Origin of the sequence: Clostridium aromativorans (assembly GCF_020908015.1) — a bacterium.
Classification (GTDB): Bacteria; Bacillota; Clostridia; order Clostridiales; family Clostridiaceae; genus Clostridium_B; species Clostridium_B aromativorans.
In genome coordinates this window covers 313,822-332,002 of sequence record NZ_JAJJPB010000001.1, presented here as the reverse complement: position 1 = coordinate 332,002, position 18,181 = coordinate 313,822, and the positions used below count along the sequence as shown (strand labels likewise).

Here is an 18,181-nt window from a genome sequence, read left to right as displayed (position 1 = left end):
ACGTAAAAATAAATACAAGTTTAATAAATACTAAAGGAGAGATGATCATATGGGTAAAAAGTCTATGAACTTTAAAATAAAACTTATATTGATACTTGCCATAGTGTTCACATATATATTCACTTCTCTGTTTTTACTTCCTTATGATAATGCTGTAAAAGCCATAGCTTATTCCTATGGATCCAAGGGCAATGTGGTAAGTCAGATACAGACAAAACTTAAAAACTGGGGCTATTATAATGGAAGTGTAGATGGGGCATATGGATATCAGACTTATACTGCTGTAAAATATTTTCAATCAAAGAATGGATTGACTCCTGATGGTATAGTAGGAGATGCTACATTGGCTGCTTTGGGTATAAATACTTCAAGTGGCGGCACTGCATCTGGCAGCAACAATCAGAATGTCATGCTTATAGCCCGTTTGATAAATGGAGAGGCAAGGGGAGAACCCTATGAAGGACAAGTAGCTGTAGGAGCTGTAATACTAAATAGGACCAGGGATCCTAGATTCCCTTCTACAGTACCAGGAGTCATATATCAGCCGGGAGCTTTTACTGCCATAGTGGACGGTCAGATTCATGCTAACATGGAACAGAATTCCATAAATGCAGCTCGAGACGCACTAAATGGTTGGGATCCTTCTGATGGGGCCATATATTATTTTAATCCTGCAACGGCAACGAGTTCATGGATATGGTCAAGACCTCTTATAAAAATTATAGGTAAACATAGATTCTGCAGATAGAATAGTGTTAAATCTATAAAAATATATAGTCAATATATATAAAATTTCGACATAGAATTTCAATAAAAACTGTTAATAAATAGAATAAAAGTATATTTATACTTTTACCTGTGGAGTTGAGAGATTTTTATTGTCATATATAAGGGATAATTTATAATCCATCTAATCATGAACTGACACATTTTTTTGTGGGCATGTGCTAATATATGTGTAAGTCAATAATATTAGCTAATAATTACAGGGGGAAAATGTTTATGATAGTTGAGAATTTTAGCCTTAGTAAAATAATAGGAGATAAAAAATATGTGTATCTTTACAGATTGTTAAAGGAAAAGGTTGCCATTACCTACAAAAATGAGGTTATACAGGTTCAATCCTATGGAATTGAAGTGGAAAGACAGGATATACTGGAAAACAAACTGGTAAATGTACAAAGGGAGTGTATTAAAAATATAAGCCCTGAGAGATATAAAGTACATAATTTACTGAAGTTGTTATATGACAACCAGGTGTCACCCATACATTTAGTTGATGTACTCGGAGATTATGTAGATGAATATATTTTGGACTTTGACAAACAGATAAATTATATAGCTTATTAGAAAGGAGGAGAAATCCTCTTTTTTTATATAAATTTAATTTATTATTTACTGCATTGAAAAACAAATATAATATAATAAATACTGGTATAATTAAATTAATGAATTGGGGGTGAAATGTAATTTTGATATTTGGAGTTGGAGTGGATATAGTTGAAATTAGGAGGATTAAAGAAGCCATTAGTAAACATGCTAATTTTATGGACAGAATTTTTAGTAAAAATGAAATAGAATATCTTAAAAATAGAAATTTAAGACCTGAATTTGTGGCTGGAAGATTTGCAGCAAAGGAAGCAGTGGTAAAAGCAATGGGTACCGGATTTAGAGGATTTGATTTTAAAGAAGTGGAAATAGACAGAGCAGCTTCTGGCAGACCTAATGTGATATTGAAGGGAAAAGCTAAATTGATGGCCAATAAATGTGGCAATTATAAGATACATTTGAGCATATCACATGGTGTGGACAATGCCATAGCATATGCAGTGATGGAGGTGGATGAGATTGAGGATAGCATCCATAGAGACATGCAGGAAGATAGATAATTATGCTATAAGTGAATTAAAAATACCCAGCATTGTTCTAATGGAAAACGCGGCTTTAAGAGTAATTGCGAATATAGATTTAAAAAATTATAATAGTTTTTGTATAATCTGTACAAAGGGCAACAATGGTGGAGATGGTTTTGCAATAGCGAGACATCTATATAATTTAAATAAAGAAGTTCATGTATTTTTAGTTGGGAAAGAGGAGGGCATGAGTGAAGAATGCAAAATAAATTATAATATATTAAAAGTTCTCCATATGAGTCTGGATAAGGTTAACTCTTTAGAAGATATGGTGAGACTTAGAAAAAGTATAAGAGAAAGCCAGGTTATTATTGATGGTATATTTGGTACTGGACTCTCTAGAAATATACAGGGCATACAGGATTCTGTCATATCGTTGATAAATGAAAATAGTAAATATACCATTTCTATAGATGTTCCTTCTGGTTTTAATGGGAATACGGGAGAGATAATGGGCAATTGTGTAGAGGCGGATAAAACTGTTACATTTCAATTGTATAAGCAGGGTTTTTTAAGATATGGAAGTGATAAATTTACAGGAGAGGTAACAGTTGAGGATATAGGAATTCCCAAAATTGCTGTTGGAAAATTTATCGATTCTAAATTTATAATAGAAAAAAATTTTATAAAAGAAAAGTTAAAGAGGAGAAATAAATTTGGGCACAAAGGCGATTATGGCAGAGTGCTTGTTATAGCTGGTTCTCAAGGGTTTACAGGAGCCGCTTATATATGCACTCAGGGAGCTGTAAGGAGTGGTGCGGGACTTGTTACTTTAGGCTGCTATAAGAATATTCAGCCAGTACTCAGCTCAAAACTAGTAGAGGGTATGACAATTCAGCTGGAAGATGATTCAAAGCTGCAGAAGGCCATAGAGAAAAGTGATGCTATTGCCATAGGACCAGGTATGGGAGTAAATGACAGAACTTTGAATATGGTTGATAGGATTCTAAATGTATCTAAAAAAAATGTTGTAATTGATGCAGATGGAATCAATGTGCTGATGGGGAATTTACATATATTAAAGAACAAAAAATGTGGAGTGATTTTGACTCCCCATCTAGGAGAAATGGCTAGAATCACGGGATTTGATATTCAATATATAGAGAAAAACAGAATAAAGGTAGCTAGAGATTTTGCAGCTGAAAATGATGTAATTGTACTCTTGAAAGGATATAATACTATTATTACAGATGGAAATGCAGTGGCCGTAAATCCTGTGGGGAACTCATCTATGGCTTCTGGAGGTATGGGGGACTGCCTTACTGGAATTATAGTTTCTTTTGCGGCTCAAAAGTATAATCTTTTTGAAGCGGCGTGTATAGCTGCTTTTGTGCATGGATACTCTGGAGAGAAACTATCCCAATATATGTTTTGTGTAAATGCCAGTCATGTTTTAAAACAGCTTCCTTTTTCAATAAAAGAATTGATGCAGTAGAAGATCAACCCCAAAAAATAGTAATATCAAAGGGTATGGTAGAATAGATTAATAGTGGAGCGCTTTAGATCAGGAGGAGTGGCATGAAGAAAAAACTATTAATGGGGATAGGTATATCTTTTGTTTTACTTGCTATTTTTTTATTCCATGGAAGAGATATTCAAAACACGGAAAAGATAATATATTATTTAAAGGACCTAGATAGTTATAGCTGTAATGTGAATATTCAGATAGAAAATGAGAAACAGCAAATAAATTACGGCGGCAGACAGTATTATGACAGCAGATATGGAGAAAGATTTGAACTGGGCAAAGACAGAGTAATTGTATACAGAGGAAATAAAATATTTGTTAAAAATAGTGACAACAGTGGTAAATACAGTATGGAAAAAAATTTCAATAGCTTGTTTAAATTCTGTTTTATAGAAGAGTATATATCACTGCTTTATACCAATGAAAAGATTGACAACTCCTTTAAGAAGGTAAATAATGAGCAGTATCAGGTTGTGCATTTGGATATACCTGGTAATAATAAAAACATCAGTAAAGCTGAATTATATGTGAATTTAAAGCATAATACGCCAACTTACTTGAAAATATTTGATTCTACTGGAAGAAAAAAAGTAGATGTGGAATATAGTGATTTTAAGGCAAACGTGGAGTTGAGTGAAAATATTTTTGATATAAATTAATATTGAAATAATTTTATTCACAATTCCTATAGAAAAGGTATATAATTAAGTTAATGTCCTAAAATTATTTATTTTCTTTCAATTATATATAGAGGTGATGTGTCGATGTTTAGAAATTATAGACCAGTATGGGAGGAAGTTAATCTAGATAATCTTACATACAACATAGGTCAAATAAAATCAAAAGTGGGTAGTAAGGGATTAATAGGAGTTGTGAAAGCTGATGCCTATGGACATGGAGCAGTAGAAGTTTCACAGGTTCTTCTTGAGAATGGAGTAGAAAGACTGGCGGTAGCTGTTTTGGATGAAGCCATAGAGCTTAGGAAAAATGGGATAAAATCGCCTATAATGGTACTTGGTATAATACCCCATACCCTTATTAGTGACGTAGTAGATTATGATGTAGAGTCCATAACTCCTTCCTATGAATATGCATGTCAGCTGTCTAAGGAGGCTTTAGATAAGGGGAAAATTGCAAAGATACACATTGCTGTGGATACGGGAATGGGTAGAATAGGATTTTTGATAAATGATGACAGTGTAGATGAAGTTTATAAAATAAGCCAATTGCCCAATATAGAAATACAAAGCTTGTTTTCACATTTCTCTACAGCAGATGAGACAGATAAGACATATACTCATGAACAGTTTGAAAAATATAAACTATTTTATGAGAAATTAACAGACAAAGGTATAAAAATAAATATGAGAGATATAGCCAACAGTGCAGCTATAATGGAACTTCCAGATACCTATTGTGATTCGGTCAGACCTGGAATAATAATCTATGGTTATTATCCTTCCCACGAAGTGGACAAGAATCAGTTGAATATAAAACCTCTTATGACTTTGAAAGCCAATGTAGTTCATGTAAAAACACTGGAAGTTGGGCAGTATGTAGGTTATGGAAGGAAATTTAAAGCCGACAGGAAAAGTGTAATTGCCACTTTGCCGATAGGATACGCTGATGGATATACCAGAAGATTATTTGGGGAAGCGAAGGTTATAGTTAACGGAAAATTTGCTCCAGTAGTGGGAAACATATGTATGGATCAATGTATGGTAGATGTCACTGATGTAGGAGAGGTCAATGTAGGAGATGAAGTTGTTCTTCTAGGAGAGAAAGATGGCCTCAAGTTTGATGCAGAGGATGCAGCACAGATCCTGGGTACTATAAGCTATGAAATACTCTGTATGATGAACAAGAGAATTCCAAGAGTGTATATAAAAAATGGAAAAGTAGTTAAAGTTAAAAATTACTTGATTTAATGATTTTTAGGTTCAGGTGTAGTTTTTCCATAGATAATAATTTTTTTCATCTGAACCTTCGTATGTATTTTTAACTGATTGAGGCGAATATCAGTGTTTTTTTCAGTAAGAAATATAATTATTTAGATGTTGAATTGAAATTACATATATTAAAATTATGAAACATTTGCACGCAGCCCTTATGGTAAATTTATAATTATGTGGTGCATTTTATGAGGCTGTATTTTTTAATGAATTATATACAATGATTTCATATATGACAATATTGTGAATATAAATTAAAAAAATGGTATAACATAATAATAATATGCATTATGAAATTATATCTATGTTTACATAGTATTACATAATTGTTAGGATTAATTAATGCCTGTTGATATCGATTTTCCAAATACAATATGCACTTGAAATTGTATAGGTGCGGTTTTGTAAATAATATAAAAGCTGATACATACAATATTTAAATTAATATCTAAAAATTTTTACATATAGATTGTAATATGCTTAAATAGAAATATTAAAAAGTTATATTAGAATAGTTATAGAGATAAAAAACCCTATGTAAAAAAATACAAGTAGAAAATTGGTGAAATTATAGATAATTTCTTTGACATGCCTACAGATTTGGTACTATAATGAGCTTGTATAATCTTTCGCTTAGGGTAATAGGAGGTATTAATTTGTATATGTCAAATTCTAAAAGATTAGTAATAGACCTCTCAGAAACACTATATAATGAATTCAACAAGGCACTTAAAGAAGATTGCAAAAAAAGGAGTGAATTTATTAGGGAAGTTATCATATTATATATTAGTGAGAAAAAAAGGTTAAATAGAATATCAGAAATGGAAAAAGGATATAGGGAAATGGCACAACTTAATCTTGAATTTTCAGAAATGGGCTTTGCAAGTGACATAAAGGAATTAAAAGAATATGAAGCGAAGCTTTCGGAGAGTGATTTGCCAGATGACGACAATAGTGAAAAGAGGAGATATATTTTATGCTGATCTAAGCCCTGTAGTTGGGTCTGAACAAGGAGGGGTAAGACCTGTTATTATCATACAAAATGATGTTGGTAATAAATATAGTCCAACCGTAATTGTTGCAGCTATTACCTCTCAGATAAATAAAGCAAAACTTCCGACTCATGTGGAAATATCTTCAGAGGCCTATGGCCTCAATAAAGATTCGGTAGTGCTGCTGGAACAAATAAGAACCTTAGATAAAAGAAGATTGAAAGAAAAAATTGGTCATATGACAGATAGTGATATGAAAAAAGTAGATAATGCACTTTTAGTAAGTATTGGGCTTCAATAGATTTTCAATTGAACTCAATGACGTATAATTTACTATAATTTTTAATTTTAACAGAAACCTGGATTCAGGTTTTGTTGTTGATTATAAGCCCCGGTGCTTAGAGCACAGGGGTGAAGTTTTGTGGTGCTTTATATATATGAAATTAAAACTTTGTGTTAAAATAAAGTTAAAGTTTTTTATCCGAGGTTCAGGTGGAGAAAAGCATTCTCTGTGAATAAACTCCAGCTGGGCCTGAGAATTACTTGATTAGTAGTATTAGTAGGAGGTTGAAGTTGTGAAAAAAAATATAGAAGAGCTTAAAAAGATTGCATCAGTTATAAGAAAAGACATAATAAAAATGCTGACTAAGGCTGGCTCAGGCCATCCAGGCGGTTCACTGTCTGCAGTTGAAATTTTAACTACATTATATTTTTATGAGATGAATGTTGATCCTGAAAATGCCAGAGATTTAGATAGAGACAGATTTGTACTTTCAAAAGGGCATGCGGCTCCAGTACTGTACAGTACTCTTGCTAGAAGAGGATATTTTAGTGTGGAGGAGTTAAAGTCTCTTAGAAAACTGGGTTCTATACTTCAAGGACATCCTAATATGAATGAAACTCCTGGTGTTGATATGTCTACGGGATCCTTGGGACAAGGAATATCTGCTGCTGTTGGTATGGCACTTGGCGGTAAAATCGATAAAAAAAGTTATAGAGTTTATACCCTGTTGGGAGATGGCGAACTTGAAGAAGGTGAAGTCTGGGAAGCTTCTATGGCTGCAGCTCATTATAAGTTGGATAATTTGACAGCTTTCATAGATGCAAATGGACTTCAGATAGACGGCACCTGTGAAGAGGTAATGTCTGCTTATCCCATCGGAGAAAAATTTAAAGCCTTTAAGTGGCATGTTATAGAAATAAATGGACATGATTTTAAGCAGATTATAGATGCTATTGAAGAGGCGAAATCAGTTAAAGATAAACCAACTGCTATAGTTTGTAAGACTGTCAAGGGCAAGGGGGTATCCTTCATGGAAAATCAGGTAGGGTGGCATGGCTCTGCACCCAACATAGAACAATGCGAAGAGGCATTAAGGGATATAGGAGGTGAAGAGTAATGTCAAATAAAATAGCAACTAGAGAAGCTTATGGGAAAGCTCTTGTAGAATTGGGAGCTGAAAATAAAAAAGTAGTGGTCTTTGATGCAGACCTTTCGAAATCCACCAAGACTGCCGGATTTAAAAAAGCTTATCCTGAAAGGTTTATGGATATGGGAATAGCAGAAGCCAATATGATGGCGGTGGCAGCTGGGATATCCACCTGTGATAAGATACCCTTTGTAAGCACTTTTGCCATGTTTGCTACTGGGAGAGCCTTTGAACAGATAAGAAACTCCATATGCTATCCAAACTTAAATGTTAAAATATGTGCTACTCATGCAGGACTTACAGTAGGCGAAGACGGGGCCTCCCATCAGTCGGTAGAGGACATATCCCTTATGAGGAGCATTCCCAGCATGACAGTTATCTGTCCTAGCGATGCAGTGGAGACAGAGGCAGCAGTTAGAGCCGTGGCTGAAGTGAAAGGACCCTGTTATGTGAGACTTGGAAGATCTAAAGTTTCCGTTATAAATAATAATGAGGATTATAAATTTGAAATAGGGAAAGCTATAAAAATGAGGGAAGGAAAGGATGCAGTTATAATTGCTACAGGGATAATGGTAGAGGCAGCATTGGAAGCCTATAATACTCTGGCTGAAGAGGGAATAAAGGTATCAGTTTTGAATATACATACTATAAAACCTATAGACAAAGAAGCAATAGTGGAAACTGCTAGAAAAACCGGTGTAGTTATAACTGCGGAAGAACACAGTATTATAGGTGGGCTGGGTTCTGCCGTATGTGAAGTGTTAAGTGAAAATTTGCCTACGCCAGTTATAAGGATAGGCATTAAAGATACTTTTGGGGAAAGTGGAAAACCCAATGAACTTTTAAAAGCTTATGGGTTGACCGGAGATGATATAGTTAAAGCTGTTAAAAAAGGACTGTCTTTAAAATAAATATGGGTTAGAAGAGATGCTGATTTATAAGGGCATCTCTTTTGCTAAATTCTCCGTAATAATAATTTCATATAGAGTAAGTAAAATATTTTTAGGCAGAAAATAAGGAAAGGCCTCCAGCAATTACCTGGCTGAAAGGCCTTTTATTTATACTAAAGACTTTTTATAATTAAATTGCCATAAAAAATAGAAAGGAGCTTTAGTATGAACAATATAATTTTAGATGAATTAGAATTGAATTTCAATAATATAGAAGAGGAAGTTTATGGTATTGTATGTGAAGCAGGTCTATCAAGGATTAAGCTCATGCTGGAAAATGTAGACAACTTGATATTTGAAAGTAGGGATACCAAAAGATACAGGTATAAGTTCAAAACAGAAAAAACTATTCAGACAATAATGGGCGATTTGACCTTCAGCAGGAGATACTATATAGATAAATACAATAACCGGGGAGTCTTTCTCATGGATGATGCACTGAATTTAAATTTGGTGGGCAGAACAAGTGAAAATTTAATTGAGAAAATGATAGATACCGCGGTTGACAGCTCTTACAGGAAAAGTGCAGCTAAAATAGAAAAATCCACATTAACAAAAGTAAGCCACCAGACTATAAAAAATAAAGCAGACTACTTTGGCAGTGCTATAGAAAAGATTGAAAATAACAGGGTTGCAAAATACCTCAAAGGAGAACTTAGAGGTAAAAGAGAAGTGAATGTGCTCTTTGAAGAAAAGGATGGGGTTTACTTAAAAATACAGGGTAAGAAGAATAAACAGGAACTCAAGGTAGGTAAAATATACGAAGGATGGGTTAAAAAGAATGATGGATATAGGACTGTTGGGACCAGGTATTTTTCAGGGTATGAAAAAGGCAGTAACTTTGATAACCTGATAAACAGCCATATTTCAGAAGTATACAACCAGGATAAAATTCAGTATACTATTCTAAATGGTGATGGAGCCCCATGGATTAGCGCTGAAACAGAAAATGACATCCAGAAAATATACCAGCTGGATCTATTTCATATATTCCAGAAGGCAAATCGTAAGATTAAGGACGAAGAATCCAGAAAGACGGTAAAAAAGCTCTTAAAAGAAAAAAAGTACGATGAAGCATTGGAAAAAATTAAGGAACTTATAAATTTAGAGACAGATAAAAAAGCAAATGATGAACTGAAAGAGTTGTACAGTTACTATAAGAACAATTTTAATGCACTTGCAAGATACCAGGACAGAGATGATATCACTATACCGCCGCCTGGAGGTATAGAATATAGAGGTCTGGGTACTATGGAGAGTACTATAAGGAATGTAGTAGCTTCAAGAATGAAAGGCAACGGGACAGCCTGGTCTATAGACGGGGCAAACCATATGAGTAAAATTCTATGTCTGAAACATTCTGACGAATTAAAAGGGAAGTTAAGGACTATATTGAGGAATGGGAGGGTTATAGACTTCATAGATATCAATGAAATTATCAAAGAACAATTGAAAGAATCCAGGAAAACCATAAATGCCGAAGTGAAAGCGCTTATAAAAGGGCAGAAAAAAGCCGGGAAATATAATGAAAGTATGAAAAGCAGCATAATATATGGACAGGGTAAAGTTACGAGAACCAGAGAAATACTAAAAAGCCTGTCAGGCATTTAATTTCACATTAAAATTATTGTAATAAGTATCAAAAATGCATTTTTAAAATACAAGGGACAGTTTCCGCCCATAATAAAAAAGGAAGAGTATTCATATTGAGGGAAAATCTGCGCCATATAAATTTTTACTGTGACTTTGCATAGCAGGAGATTTTACCAAATATGATGAATATGCTGTAAAACAAATAAATAGGAATATAGACTTAATACGATATAAAAAATTTGGAGAGGAACTTTTGATGTTTGACCTCATAAATTCTAATGTAGCTACAGCATTTAAGGACACAAATACAGAAAAAGTAGTTAAGCAGAGCACAGATAAAACCTTTGATGAACAATTGGAAACGACGAGTTCAAAATTAATAGAATTGTATTATTCTATTAGAGACTATATCTTGGCATTAGGTGATGATGTTACAGAAAATAAATTGAAATTGTATAGTGCATTTAAGAAAATAAAAAATATTGTATGTGTAGAGGTTAGAACGAAAAGCATAATGTTATATTTAAGGTTAAGTCCGGAAGATATTGTGCTTGAAAATGGTTTTACAAGAGATGTGAGTAAAGTTGAACATTGGGCAACTGGAGATTTGGAAGTTACAATAAAAAATGCTAAGGATTTTGAGAAGGCTAAGGAATATATTGATAAAGCTTATGAGATGAATTAATTTAATGCGAAAGTAAGTATCGAAAAAATAATTAAAATCTAAAAATGTAATTTTTAAAAATTACATTTTTATAGTTGCAATAAAAATTCTTTTATGATATGATTACATCGTAGTAAATAAAGTTAATTTTAGAAAGGCACAATATTTTATGAAAAAGTTGAGTGAATTGGTTGAATTAGTAAGTGGATCCCCCCAGTTTAGAATTACTGAAGTGTTTGATGAGAAAGCACCGCTTTTTGCCTATTATAGTCAAACAGATTTAACGGATGATCTGGTGGGTATTATTTCAAACGGTGCGGACAATAAACAAGTTAGAACCAATGACAAAGTAAATACCTTATGCCATGGTGATGTGGTGTTTAGTTTAATCACGGGAACTGCAGCGATGGTAAGAAAAGAGCACGAGGGATATCTTTATACGCAAAACTACGTTAAGTTGTTACCTGGCAATAACATTGATCCGAAGTTTTTGGTCTATCTCATTAATGAAAACAAAACAATTAAGAAACAGTTTGTGTTGGGACTGCAGGGTTCACAAGTTTTAAAATATACCCTCAAGCAGCTTAAAGAGCTTAAAATACCGAAAATACCTTCCATAGATAAGCAAAAAATTATAGGACAAGTTTATTTTAATCAGTTAAGGCTGCAAGCCCTTAAAAATAGGGCAGCAGAACTTGAAACAAAAATCATATTATCCAAGTTAGAGGAGGCAGGTGAGAAATGAATGAAGAGCAATTTGAAACTGAATTAATACAATATATTACCAGTGGAACCATAACTAAACCTGAATACCTGGAAGGAATCGGCGGTTTTAAGGTTAGTGAAAAATCTGCTGATTACTGTGTGAAAACAAAGCTGTGGAAGTATGAACCAAAAATTAAAACTACAGGTAAGCTTTGGGATAACTTCAAAGAAATTCTTGAGAGGCACAATCAAAATACACTTGATCATCCACTAAGTACTGTTGAATTTAATCAAGTTAAAAAGATTATATCTGATATTCAAACACCATATGAAGCCGGACAATTTTTATATGGACTCAATGGTGTATCGCAGATTGAAATTGATTTAGATGACGGCCGTCACGTGTTTTTAACGGTTTTCGATCAAAAACAAATCGGTGCTGGGGATACGGTATACCAGGTAGTCAATCAAATTGAACGCCCTGCAATTATCGCCGGGAAACAAAATCGTCGTTTTGATACTACACTTCTTATTAATGGTTTGCCTATCATACAAATTGAAGAAAAACGTGATACGCATGATGTCAATGAAGCGCTGAATCAAATACATCAATATTCCAAAGAAGACCAGTATCGTGATATTTTTTCCACCTTGCAAATATTGGTGGCAATTACGCCAAATAACGTGAAGTATATGGCTAATACCACGCCGGATAAGTTCAATAAGGACTTTGCTTTTAACTGGCAGCGTAAAAGTGATAATACCATTGTTCGTAATTGGAAAGAGTTTGCGGATTCAATGCTAAGTATTCCAATGGCACATCAGATGGCTACTAATTATATGATTTTGGATGGCACAAAAAACAAACAAATGTTAAAAGTAATGCGTCCATATCAGGTATACGCCACTCAGAATGTAATTGAAAAATTAAAGAAAGTTGATTTTGAACTGGGTACAAATAAAGTAGGTTATGTTTGGCATACCACTGGTTCCGGCAAAACCATAACCAGTTTTAAAACAGCATGGCTTGCAAGCCGCATGCCCAAAGTTGACAAAGTTGTCTTCGTAGTGGATAGAATTGCTTTAACGAAACAGACAAATGAAAATTACAGGGCCTATGACCCGGATGCTGGTGAAGATATGATTGGAAGTGTTCAAGATACCAATAATACTACTGATTTAAGCCGTAAATTAAAGAGCAAAGATAATAGTATCATTGTTACTTCTGTTCAAAAACTTGATACTTTAGTGAAACGTAAATCTTTTAAAGCACCTGATAAAAATATTGTATTTATCGTGGATGAGGCACACCGTTCAACTGGCGGCGAAAGTTTTGCAAAGATACAAAAGGCTTTTAGAAAATCCGCCTGGGTTGGTTATACAGGAACACCCATGTTTGATGAAACTACCAGCGGTTTGCGAACTGAAGACATTTTTGGACCACTGCTACATGCCTATACTATTCGTGAAGCAATTGCAGACAGAAATGTTTTAGGTTTTAAAGTGGATTTTGAAACAACCATTGATGAAGAGCAAATGAAAACCAAATATCTGCCAAATTTCTACCGGGAACGCTATCCGAAGTGGACTGAACAACAGATTAAAGAGAAGATCAATAATCTAAGTCAGGAAGATATGGATGACGCAGTTGAACCAAGCTTTTATGATGAAAATCCGGATCATATCAAGTTAGTAGTTGAAGATATTTTCAAGAACTGGAGAAATCGTTCAAATGAAGGTAAATATAATGCCCTCTTTACCACTCATGTTGGTGGCGGGAAAGCCAGTACTCCAATGGCAATGATGTATTTTAGTGAATTTCAGCGAGTAAATGATGAGAATAGGAAAAATGGTGGTCAGACATTAAAAGTAGCAGTTACATTTAGCCAGAACTCATCCAATAATGATAGCATGCTTGTCGCCAATCAAGGTTTATATGATGCTATAAAGGCCTATAACAAAGAATTTGGTACAAGCTTTGGCATGGATGATGTAGCTGGATATACACAGGATGTTACTAGTCGTTTGAATAAAACTGCTACGGATAAGAACTTCCTGGATATTGTGATTGTGGTAGATCAGCTTTTGACTGGATTTGATGCACCGGAACTTAATACACTTTATGTAGATAGAACACTTAAAGGAGCCGGACTTATTCAAGCCTATTCAAGGACAAATCGTATTGCTGACATGCAGGAAAAACCCTGGGGGCGTATTGTGAACTATCGCTGGCCTGCTCAAAATGAGAAGCTGATGAATGAAGCTCTCGCAATTTATGCCAATAAAGATTCAGCAATTTTATCAGAAAATGAGCAGCGTAAATCCAATCAAAGAGATGGTATTATCGCTAAACCTTTTGAAGATGAGTTTAATGAAGTTAAAAAGTTTGTTGAGAAATTAGACAGCTTAACTAATGAATTCCAGCAATTACCATATTCTGAGAAACAAAAAGAATATATGTTTGATTTGCTGCGTGATTATAATGCTGGCATGGCTAAATTAAAACAATATACCCCTGAAGAAGTTGATGGAAATACAGCAGGTTTCAACTACGACAATCCTGATGAATTAGTTGAAAAATTAGGCATGACAGGTGCTCAAGAAACCATGCTTACCACAGTTTTAACCAATGAGCTTAAACAGTTTATGTCGAAGAAAAAGAAAATTCCTTTTTATCAAATTGAGTTGAAAATGACCCATGTCAAGGATGTGAAAATAGATTATGATTATTTAACTGAATTGGTGGAACAATTATTAAACCAGGTGCATGAGGGCAGGAGTCAGGAAGCACAAGCTACGAAAGAAAAAATTGATCAATTTGCCACTGGTTTGGAAGACAGAAATTACGCTGCGAAGGTTATGAATGCAGCAATTGCTATTATCAAAAAGCATTTTCCAACCGAAGGTTATAATCTTAAATATCCAGTAAAATTGAGAGATAGTGAACAAATTATTCAGGCGGCCAACAATGTCAGCCTTGATAGAATGTTCCTGGATTTTCGGGTGAAGTGGGGAATTACAGACATTATCACAAGTGCCCAAATGCGTGAATTATTTAGTCATCATCGTTATAGTATACAGGATTTAGATGATACCGGTCAAATCCGGGATATAATTGCCAAAGCAAGCAGGGATTATAAGACGCTGTCACATGACGAAAAGATACAATCTTTGTCGAAAATCAAGTACCGCAACGGTTTGCGTGAAGCCATTTATGAATTGGCTGATGAGCATGCTGAAAGCTAATTTATATCTAATAAAACTTTAAAATTAATTATTAAACTGCTAATTATCAATTGACAGTTAAGATAGGAGATAAAATGGATAAAAATAAAGCTAATGTACCTAAAATAAGATTTCCAGGATTTACCGACCCTTGGGAACAGCGTAAGCTAGGTGAGGTTGCTGAAATTATTGGTGGAGGCACTCCTAGTACGGGCAATCCTAAATATTGGGATGGTGACGTAGACTGGTATTCTCCTGTAGAGATTGGTAAACAAATTTACGTTGATAATAGCCAAAAGAAAATCACTGAACTTGGATTGCAAAAGAGTTCAGCAAAAATTTTACCAGTTGGCACTGTGTTGTTTACATCACGTGCTGGTATCGGAAACACTGCTATATTAGCAAAAGAAGGATGTACTAACCAAGGTTTTCAATCTATCGTTCCGCATAAAGATGAGTTAGATAGCTACTTTATTTTTTCTCGTACTCACGAATTAAAACAGTACGGTGAAACAAATGGAGCTGGATCTACGTTTATGGAAATATCCGGTAAACAAATGGCAAAGATGCCGATTTTGATTCCAAGTATGGAAGAACAAGATAAAATTGGCGATTTTTTCGAGAAGCTTGACAATCTTATCACCCTTCATCAGTGTAAGTTAAATCACCTGCAGGATGAGAAGAAAGGTTTGTTACAAAAAATGTTCCCCAAAAAAGGTGAGAATTTTCCGGAACTTCGCTTTCCGGGATTTACTGACCCTTGGGAACAGCGTAAGCTCATTAATAATGTTGAAGAAGTTCTAGATTATCGTGGAAAAAGTCCTACTAAGTTTGGTATGGAATGGGGAGATGAAGGCTATTTAGTTCTCTCTGCTTTGAATGTGAAAGATGGATACATTGATAAATCAGTTGAAGCAAAGTATGGAAATCAAGAGTTATTTGAACGTTGGATGGGAGACCAAAGATTAGAAAAAGGTGATGTTCTTTTTACTACTGAAGCACCCCTTGGAAATGTGGCTCAAGTGCCTGATGAAGAGGGTTATATCCTTAATCAACGTGCAGTTGCTTTCAAGACAGACAATAGTAAAACGTGCAATGATTTCTTGGCTCAACTATTGAGAAGTCCACTGGTTCAAGCACGTTTAAATGCTAATGCTTCTGGTGGTACAGCAAAGGGAATTGGAATGAAAGAATTTGCTAAATTAACGGCATATATTCCTGTTCAAGTTGAAGAACAAAATAAAATTGGGAAATTCCTATCAAACCTCGACCACCTTATCACCCTTCATCAACGTAAGTTAAATCATTTGCAGGAACAAAAGAAAGCATTACTACAACAGATGTTTATATGAAATAATTTAAAAGAAAGGAATTAAAACAATGAGCAATAATCTACAAACAATTACCAGTAAACTTTGGGCTATGGCAAATGAACTGCGCGGCACAATGGATGCGTCGGAGTACAAAAACTATATCTTGGCATTTATGTTTTACAGATATCTTTCGGAACATCAAGAACAGTATTTGGTAAAAAATAATGTTATTGACGCTGCAGAGGGAGAATCTATCAATGATGCTTATCTAAAACAAGCGGCAGGTGTAGATTTGGCTGACTATTTACAAGATATTTCATCAAGTTTGGGATATGCAATTGCGCCGAATGATACATGGAAGTCTTTGATTAATAAAATTAATGATTCACAGGTTATTCCCAGCGACTATCAAACTATTTTTGATAACTTTAATAAGAATGCGGAATTAAATAAAGAAGCGGTGAAAGATTTCCGCGGTATATTCAACGATATTAACCTGGGAGATACACGTCTTGGAAGTTCTACAAATGAACGTGCAAAATCACTTAACAATGTAGTTAAGTTAGTGGATGAAATTGAATACAAGGGAGATGATGGGAAAGACATTCTAGGTGAAATCTATGAATACTTAATCGGTAAATTTGCTGCAAGTGCTGGTAAAAAGGGTGGGGAATTTTATACACCTCATCAAGTAAGTAAGATTTTGGCTAAAATAGTCACCAGCGGTGTAGAAAAATCGAATGAATTTTTCAATGTATATGACCCGACAATGGGCTCAGGTTCCCTGCTGCTTACTGTTGGACAAGAATTGCCTGATGGTACTCCTATAAAGTATTTTGGTCAAGAGTTGAATACAACAACATATAATTTGGCCCGTATGAACTTAATGATGCATAATGTGTCTTATAACAATATGACATTAAATAATGCTGATACTCTGGAAAACGATTGGCCGGATGGACCAGATGGAAAAGGGATTGACCACCCGCGCAATTTTGATGCAGTGGTTGCAAATCCACCGTATTCTGCGAAATGGGATAATGATAAAACTAAATTAAAAGATCCGCGTTTTAGCGATTATGGGAAATTGGCACCAGCCTCAAAAGCAGATTATGCTTTTGTATTACACGGTATATATCATTTAAACAACACTGGCACAATGGCTATTGTTCTGCCTCACGGTGTGCTGTTTCGCGGTGCAGCAGAAGGCAAAATCCGTCAAACTCTGATTGAAAAAAATTATCTTGACACAGTTATTGGTCTGCCGCCTAACTTATTCTATGGGACAAGTATACCTACAATCATTTTGGTATTTAAGAAGAATCGTAAAACTAAAGACATATTATTTATTGATGCAAGCAGTGATTTTGAAAAGGGAAAGAATCAAAATAACTTGAATGATGAAAATATAGATAAAATCATCAATACATTTAAGGAACGCAAAGATGTTGATAAATATGCTCACTTGGCATCAATTGATGAAATCAGGGAAAATGAGTTTAACTTGAATATTCCACGTTATGTTGATACTTTTGAAGAAGAAGCTCCAATTGATTTGGAAGAAGTAAATAAGCAGTTAGAACAGGACAATAAAGAAATTGCAGAACTTGAAGCAAAGATTAAGGAACAATTGAAGATTTTAGGTGTAAAAATTTAAATTTGCTGGTGCTGGGAGCAGTGTGAGCTGGGTGCAATTTCAGATAAAGTAACTTAAAAGAATACGGATTTCAAATTTTTTCCCGTTGGAACAATAAAAAACGGGAAAATGGACGAGGTGTAGAATATGAAATTATATCGAAAGATATAATTCACCACTTGGAAAAATAACATTGGTGAGTGGTGGTAAGTTCCTTACGGGATATGCAGGCGGAATAGACAGAAAAATAGAGTTATTAAAAGATAGAAAGGGAATATCAGGATTTTTTCTATATTCCTAAAAAAGGTACGGCATTGTAATATGAAACCAACGAATTTAG

The 18,181-nt window shown here is 34.4% G+C and carries 16 protein-coding genes; all 16 read left to right on the top strand.

The features are described 5' to 3' along the window. Positions 1-49 precede the first annotated feature (49 nt). Positions 50-748: a spore cortex-lytic enzyme gene (sleB, locus tag LN736_RS01570; protein ID WP_150358451.1), complete on the top strand. Its 699-nt coding sequence runs from the start codon at positions 50-52 to the stop codon at positions 746-748. A 254-nt stretch (positions 749-1,002) separates the two neighbouring features. After that, positions 1,003-1,350, top strand: coding sequence for a DUF6514 family protein (locus tag LN736_RS01565; protein ID WP_150358450.1), 348 nt, complete (start codon positions 1,003-1,005; stop codon positions 1,348-1,350). A 122-nt stretch (positions 1,351-1,472) separates the two neighbouring features. After that, a complete protein-coding gene (acpS, locus tag LN736_RS01560; RefSeq protein ID WP_150358449.1) occupies positions 1,473-1,889 on the top strand; it encodes a holo-ACP synthase in 417 nt (138 codons plus the stop codon). Beyond that, positions 1,849-3,348 (top strand): NAD(P)H-hydrate dehydratase, encoded by a 1,500-nt coding sequence (locus LN736_RS01555; RefSeq protein ID WP_150358448.1) that lies wholly within the window; start codon positions 1,849-1,851, stop codon positions 3,346-3,348. Before acpS ends, LN736_RS01555 begins: the two co-directional genes overlap by 41 nt. Before the next feature lie 83 nt (positions 3,349-3,431). Continuing rightward, complete coding sequence (locus tag LN736_RS01550) at positions 3,432-4,040, top strand: germination lipoprotein GerS-related protein (RefSeq protein ID WP_229980580.1); 609 nt, start codon at positions 3,432-3,434, stop codon at positions 4,038-4,040. A 105-nt stretch (positions 4,041-4,145) separates the two neighbouring features. Further along, the gene (gene alr, locus LN736_RS01545) at positions 4,146-5,309 is read left to right on the top strand and encodes an alanine racemase (RefSeq protein ID WP_229980578.1); all 1,164 of its coding nucleotides are present in this window, start codon (positions 4,146-4,148) and stop codon (positions 5,307-5,309) included. Positions 5,310-5,995: 686 nt separating this feature from the next. Beyond that, positions 5,996-6,316, top strand: coding sequence for a CopG family transcriptional regulator (locus tag LN736_RS01540; protein ID WP_150356747.1), 321 nt, complete (start codon positions 5,996-5,998; stop codon positions 6,314-6,316). Then, entirely contained in the window at positions 6,276-6,626 is a 351-nt protein-coding gene (locus LN736_RS01535) for a type II toxin-antitoxin system PemK/MazF family toxin (RefSeq protein WP_150356746.1), read from the top strand. The genes LN736_RS01540 and LN736_RS01535 overlap by 41 nt, the downstream gene beginning before the upstream one ends. A gap of 274 nt (positions 6,627-6,900) precedes the next feature. Continuing rightward, a complete protein-coding gene (locus LN736_RS01530) occupies positions 6,901-7,725 on the top strand; it encodes a transketolase (protein WP_150356745.1) in 825 nt (274 codons plus the stop codon). Further along, positions 7,725-8,666 (top strand): transketolase family protein, encoded by a 942-nt coding sequence (locus tag LN736_RS01525; RefSeq protein WP_229980576.1) that lies wholly within the window; start codon positions 7,725-7,727, stop codon positions 8,664-8,666. The genes LN736_RS01530 and LN736_RS01525 overlap by 1 nt, the downstream gene beginning before the upstream one ends. Positions 8,667-8,870: 204 nt before the next feature. Continuing rightward, positions 8,871-10,316: an ISLre2 family transposase gene (locus LN736_RS01520; RefSeq protein ID WP_229980574.1), complete on the top strand. Its 1,446-nt coding sequence runs from the start codon at positions 8,871-8,873 to the stop codon at positions 10,314-10,316. A 238-nt stretch (positions 10,317-10,554) separates the two neighbouring features. Beyond that, positions 10,555-10,983, top strand: coding sequence for a DUF5655 domain-containing protein (locus LN736_RS01515; protein WP_179977993.1), 429 nt, complete (start codon positions 10,555-10,557; stop codon positions 10,981-10,983). 148 nt (positions 10,984-11,131) lie between these two features. Continuing rightward, positions 11,132-11,707: a restriction endonuclease subunit S gene (locus LN736_RS01510; RefSeq protein WP_229980571.1), complete on the top strand. Its 576-nt coding sequence runs from the start codon at positions 11,132-11,134 to the stop codon at positions 11,705-11,707. After that, the gene (locus LN736_RS01505) at positions 11,704-14,913 is read left to right on the top strand and encodes a type I restriction endonuclease subunit R, EcoR124 family (RefSeq protein WP_229980569.1); all 3,210 of its coding nucleotides are present in this window, start codon (positions 11,704-11,706) and stop codon (positions 14,911-14,913) included. The genes LN736_RS01510 and LN736_RS01505 overlap by 4 nt, the downstream gene beginning before the upstream one ends. Positions 14,914-14,987: 74 nt before the next feature. Further along, positions 14,988-16,244, top strand: a complete 1,257-nt coding sequence (locus LN736_RS01500) for a restriction endonuclease subunit S (protein WP_229980568.1) — start codon at positions 14,988-14,990, stop codon at positions 16,242-16,244. Between the two features lie 28 nt (positions 16,245-16,272). Further along, positions 16,273-17,862, top strand: coding sequence for a type I restriction-modification system subunit M (locus LN736_RS01495; RefSeq protein ID WP_229980566.1), 1,590 nt, complete (start codon positions 16,273-16,275; stop codon positions 17,860-17,862). The last annotated feature ends 319 nt before the right edge of the window (positions 17,863-18,181 follow it).

Coding starts and splice junctions, on each gene's coding strand:
- sleB (WP_150358451.1), top strand. CDS start 50: ATGGGTAAAAAGTCTATGAACTTTAAAATAAAACTTATATTGATACTT.
- LN736_RS01565 (WP_150358450.1), top strand. CDS start 1,003: ATGATAGTTGAGAATTTTAGCCTTAGTAAAATAATAGGAGATAAAAAA.
- LN736_RS01550 (WP_229980580.1), top strand. CDS start 3,432: ATGAAGAAAAAACTATTAATGGGGATAGGTATATCTTTTGTTTTACTT.
- alr (WP_229980578.1), top strand. CDS start 4,146: ATGTTTAGAAATTATAGACCAGTATGGGAGGAAGTTAATCTAGATAAT.
- LN736_RS01540 (WP_150356747.1), top strand. CDS start 5,996: ATGTCAAATTCTAAAAGATTAGTAATAGACCTCTCAGAAACACTATAT.
- LN736_RS01535 (WP_150356746.1), top strand. CDS start 6,276: ATGACGACAATAGTGAAAAGAGGAGATATATTTTATGCTGATCTAAGC.
- LN736_RS01525 (WP_229980576.1), top strand. CDS start 7,725: ATGTCAAATAAAATAGCAACTAGAGAAGCTTATGGGAAAGCTCTTGTA.
- LN736_RS01520 (WP_229980574.1), top strand. CDS start 8,871: ATGAACAATATAATTTTAGATGAATTAGAATTGAATTTCAATAATATA.
- LN736_RS01515 (WP_179977993.1), top strand. CDS start 10,555: ATGTTTGACCTCATAAATTCTAATGTAGCTACAGCATTTAAGGACACA.
- LN736_RS01510 (WP_229980571.1), top strand. CDS start 11,132: ATGAAAAAGTTGAGTGAATTGGTTGAATTAGTAAGTGGATCCCCCCAG.
- LN736_RS01505 (WP_229980569.1), top strand. CDS start 11,704: ATGAATGAAGAGCAATTTGAAACTGAATTAATACAATATATTACCAGT.
- LN736_RS01500 (WP_229980568.1), top strand. CDS start 14,988: ATGGATAAAAATAAAGCTAATGTACCTAAAATAAGATTTCCAGGATTT.
- LN736_RS01495 (WP_229980566.1), top strand. CDS start 16,273: ATGAGCAATAATCTACAAACAATTACCAGTAAACTTTGGGCTATGGCA.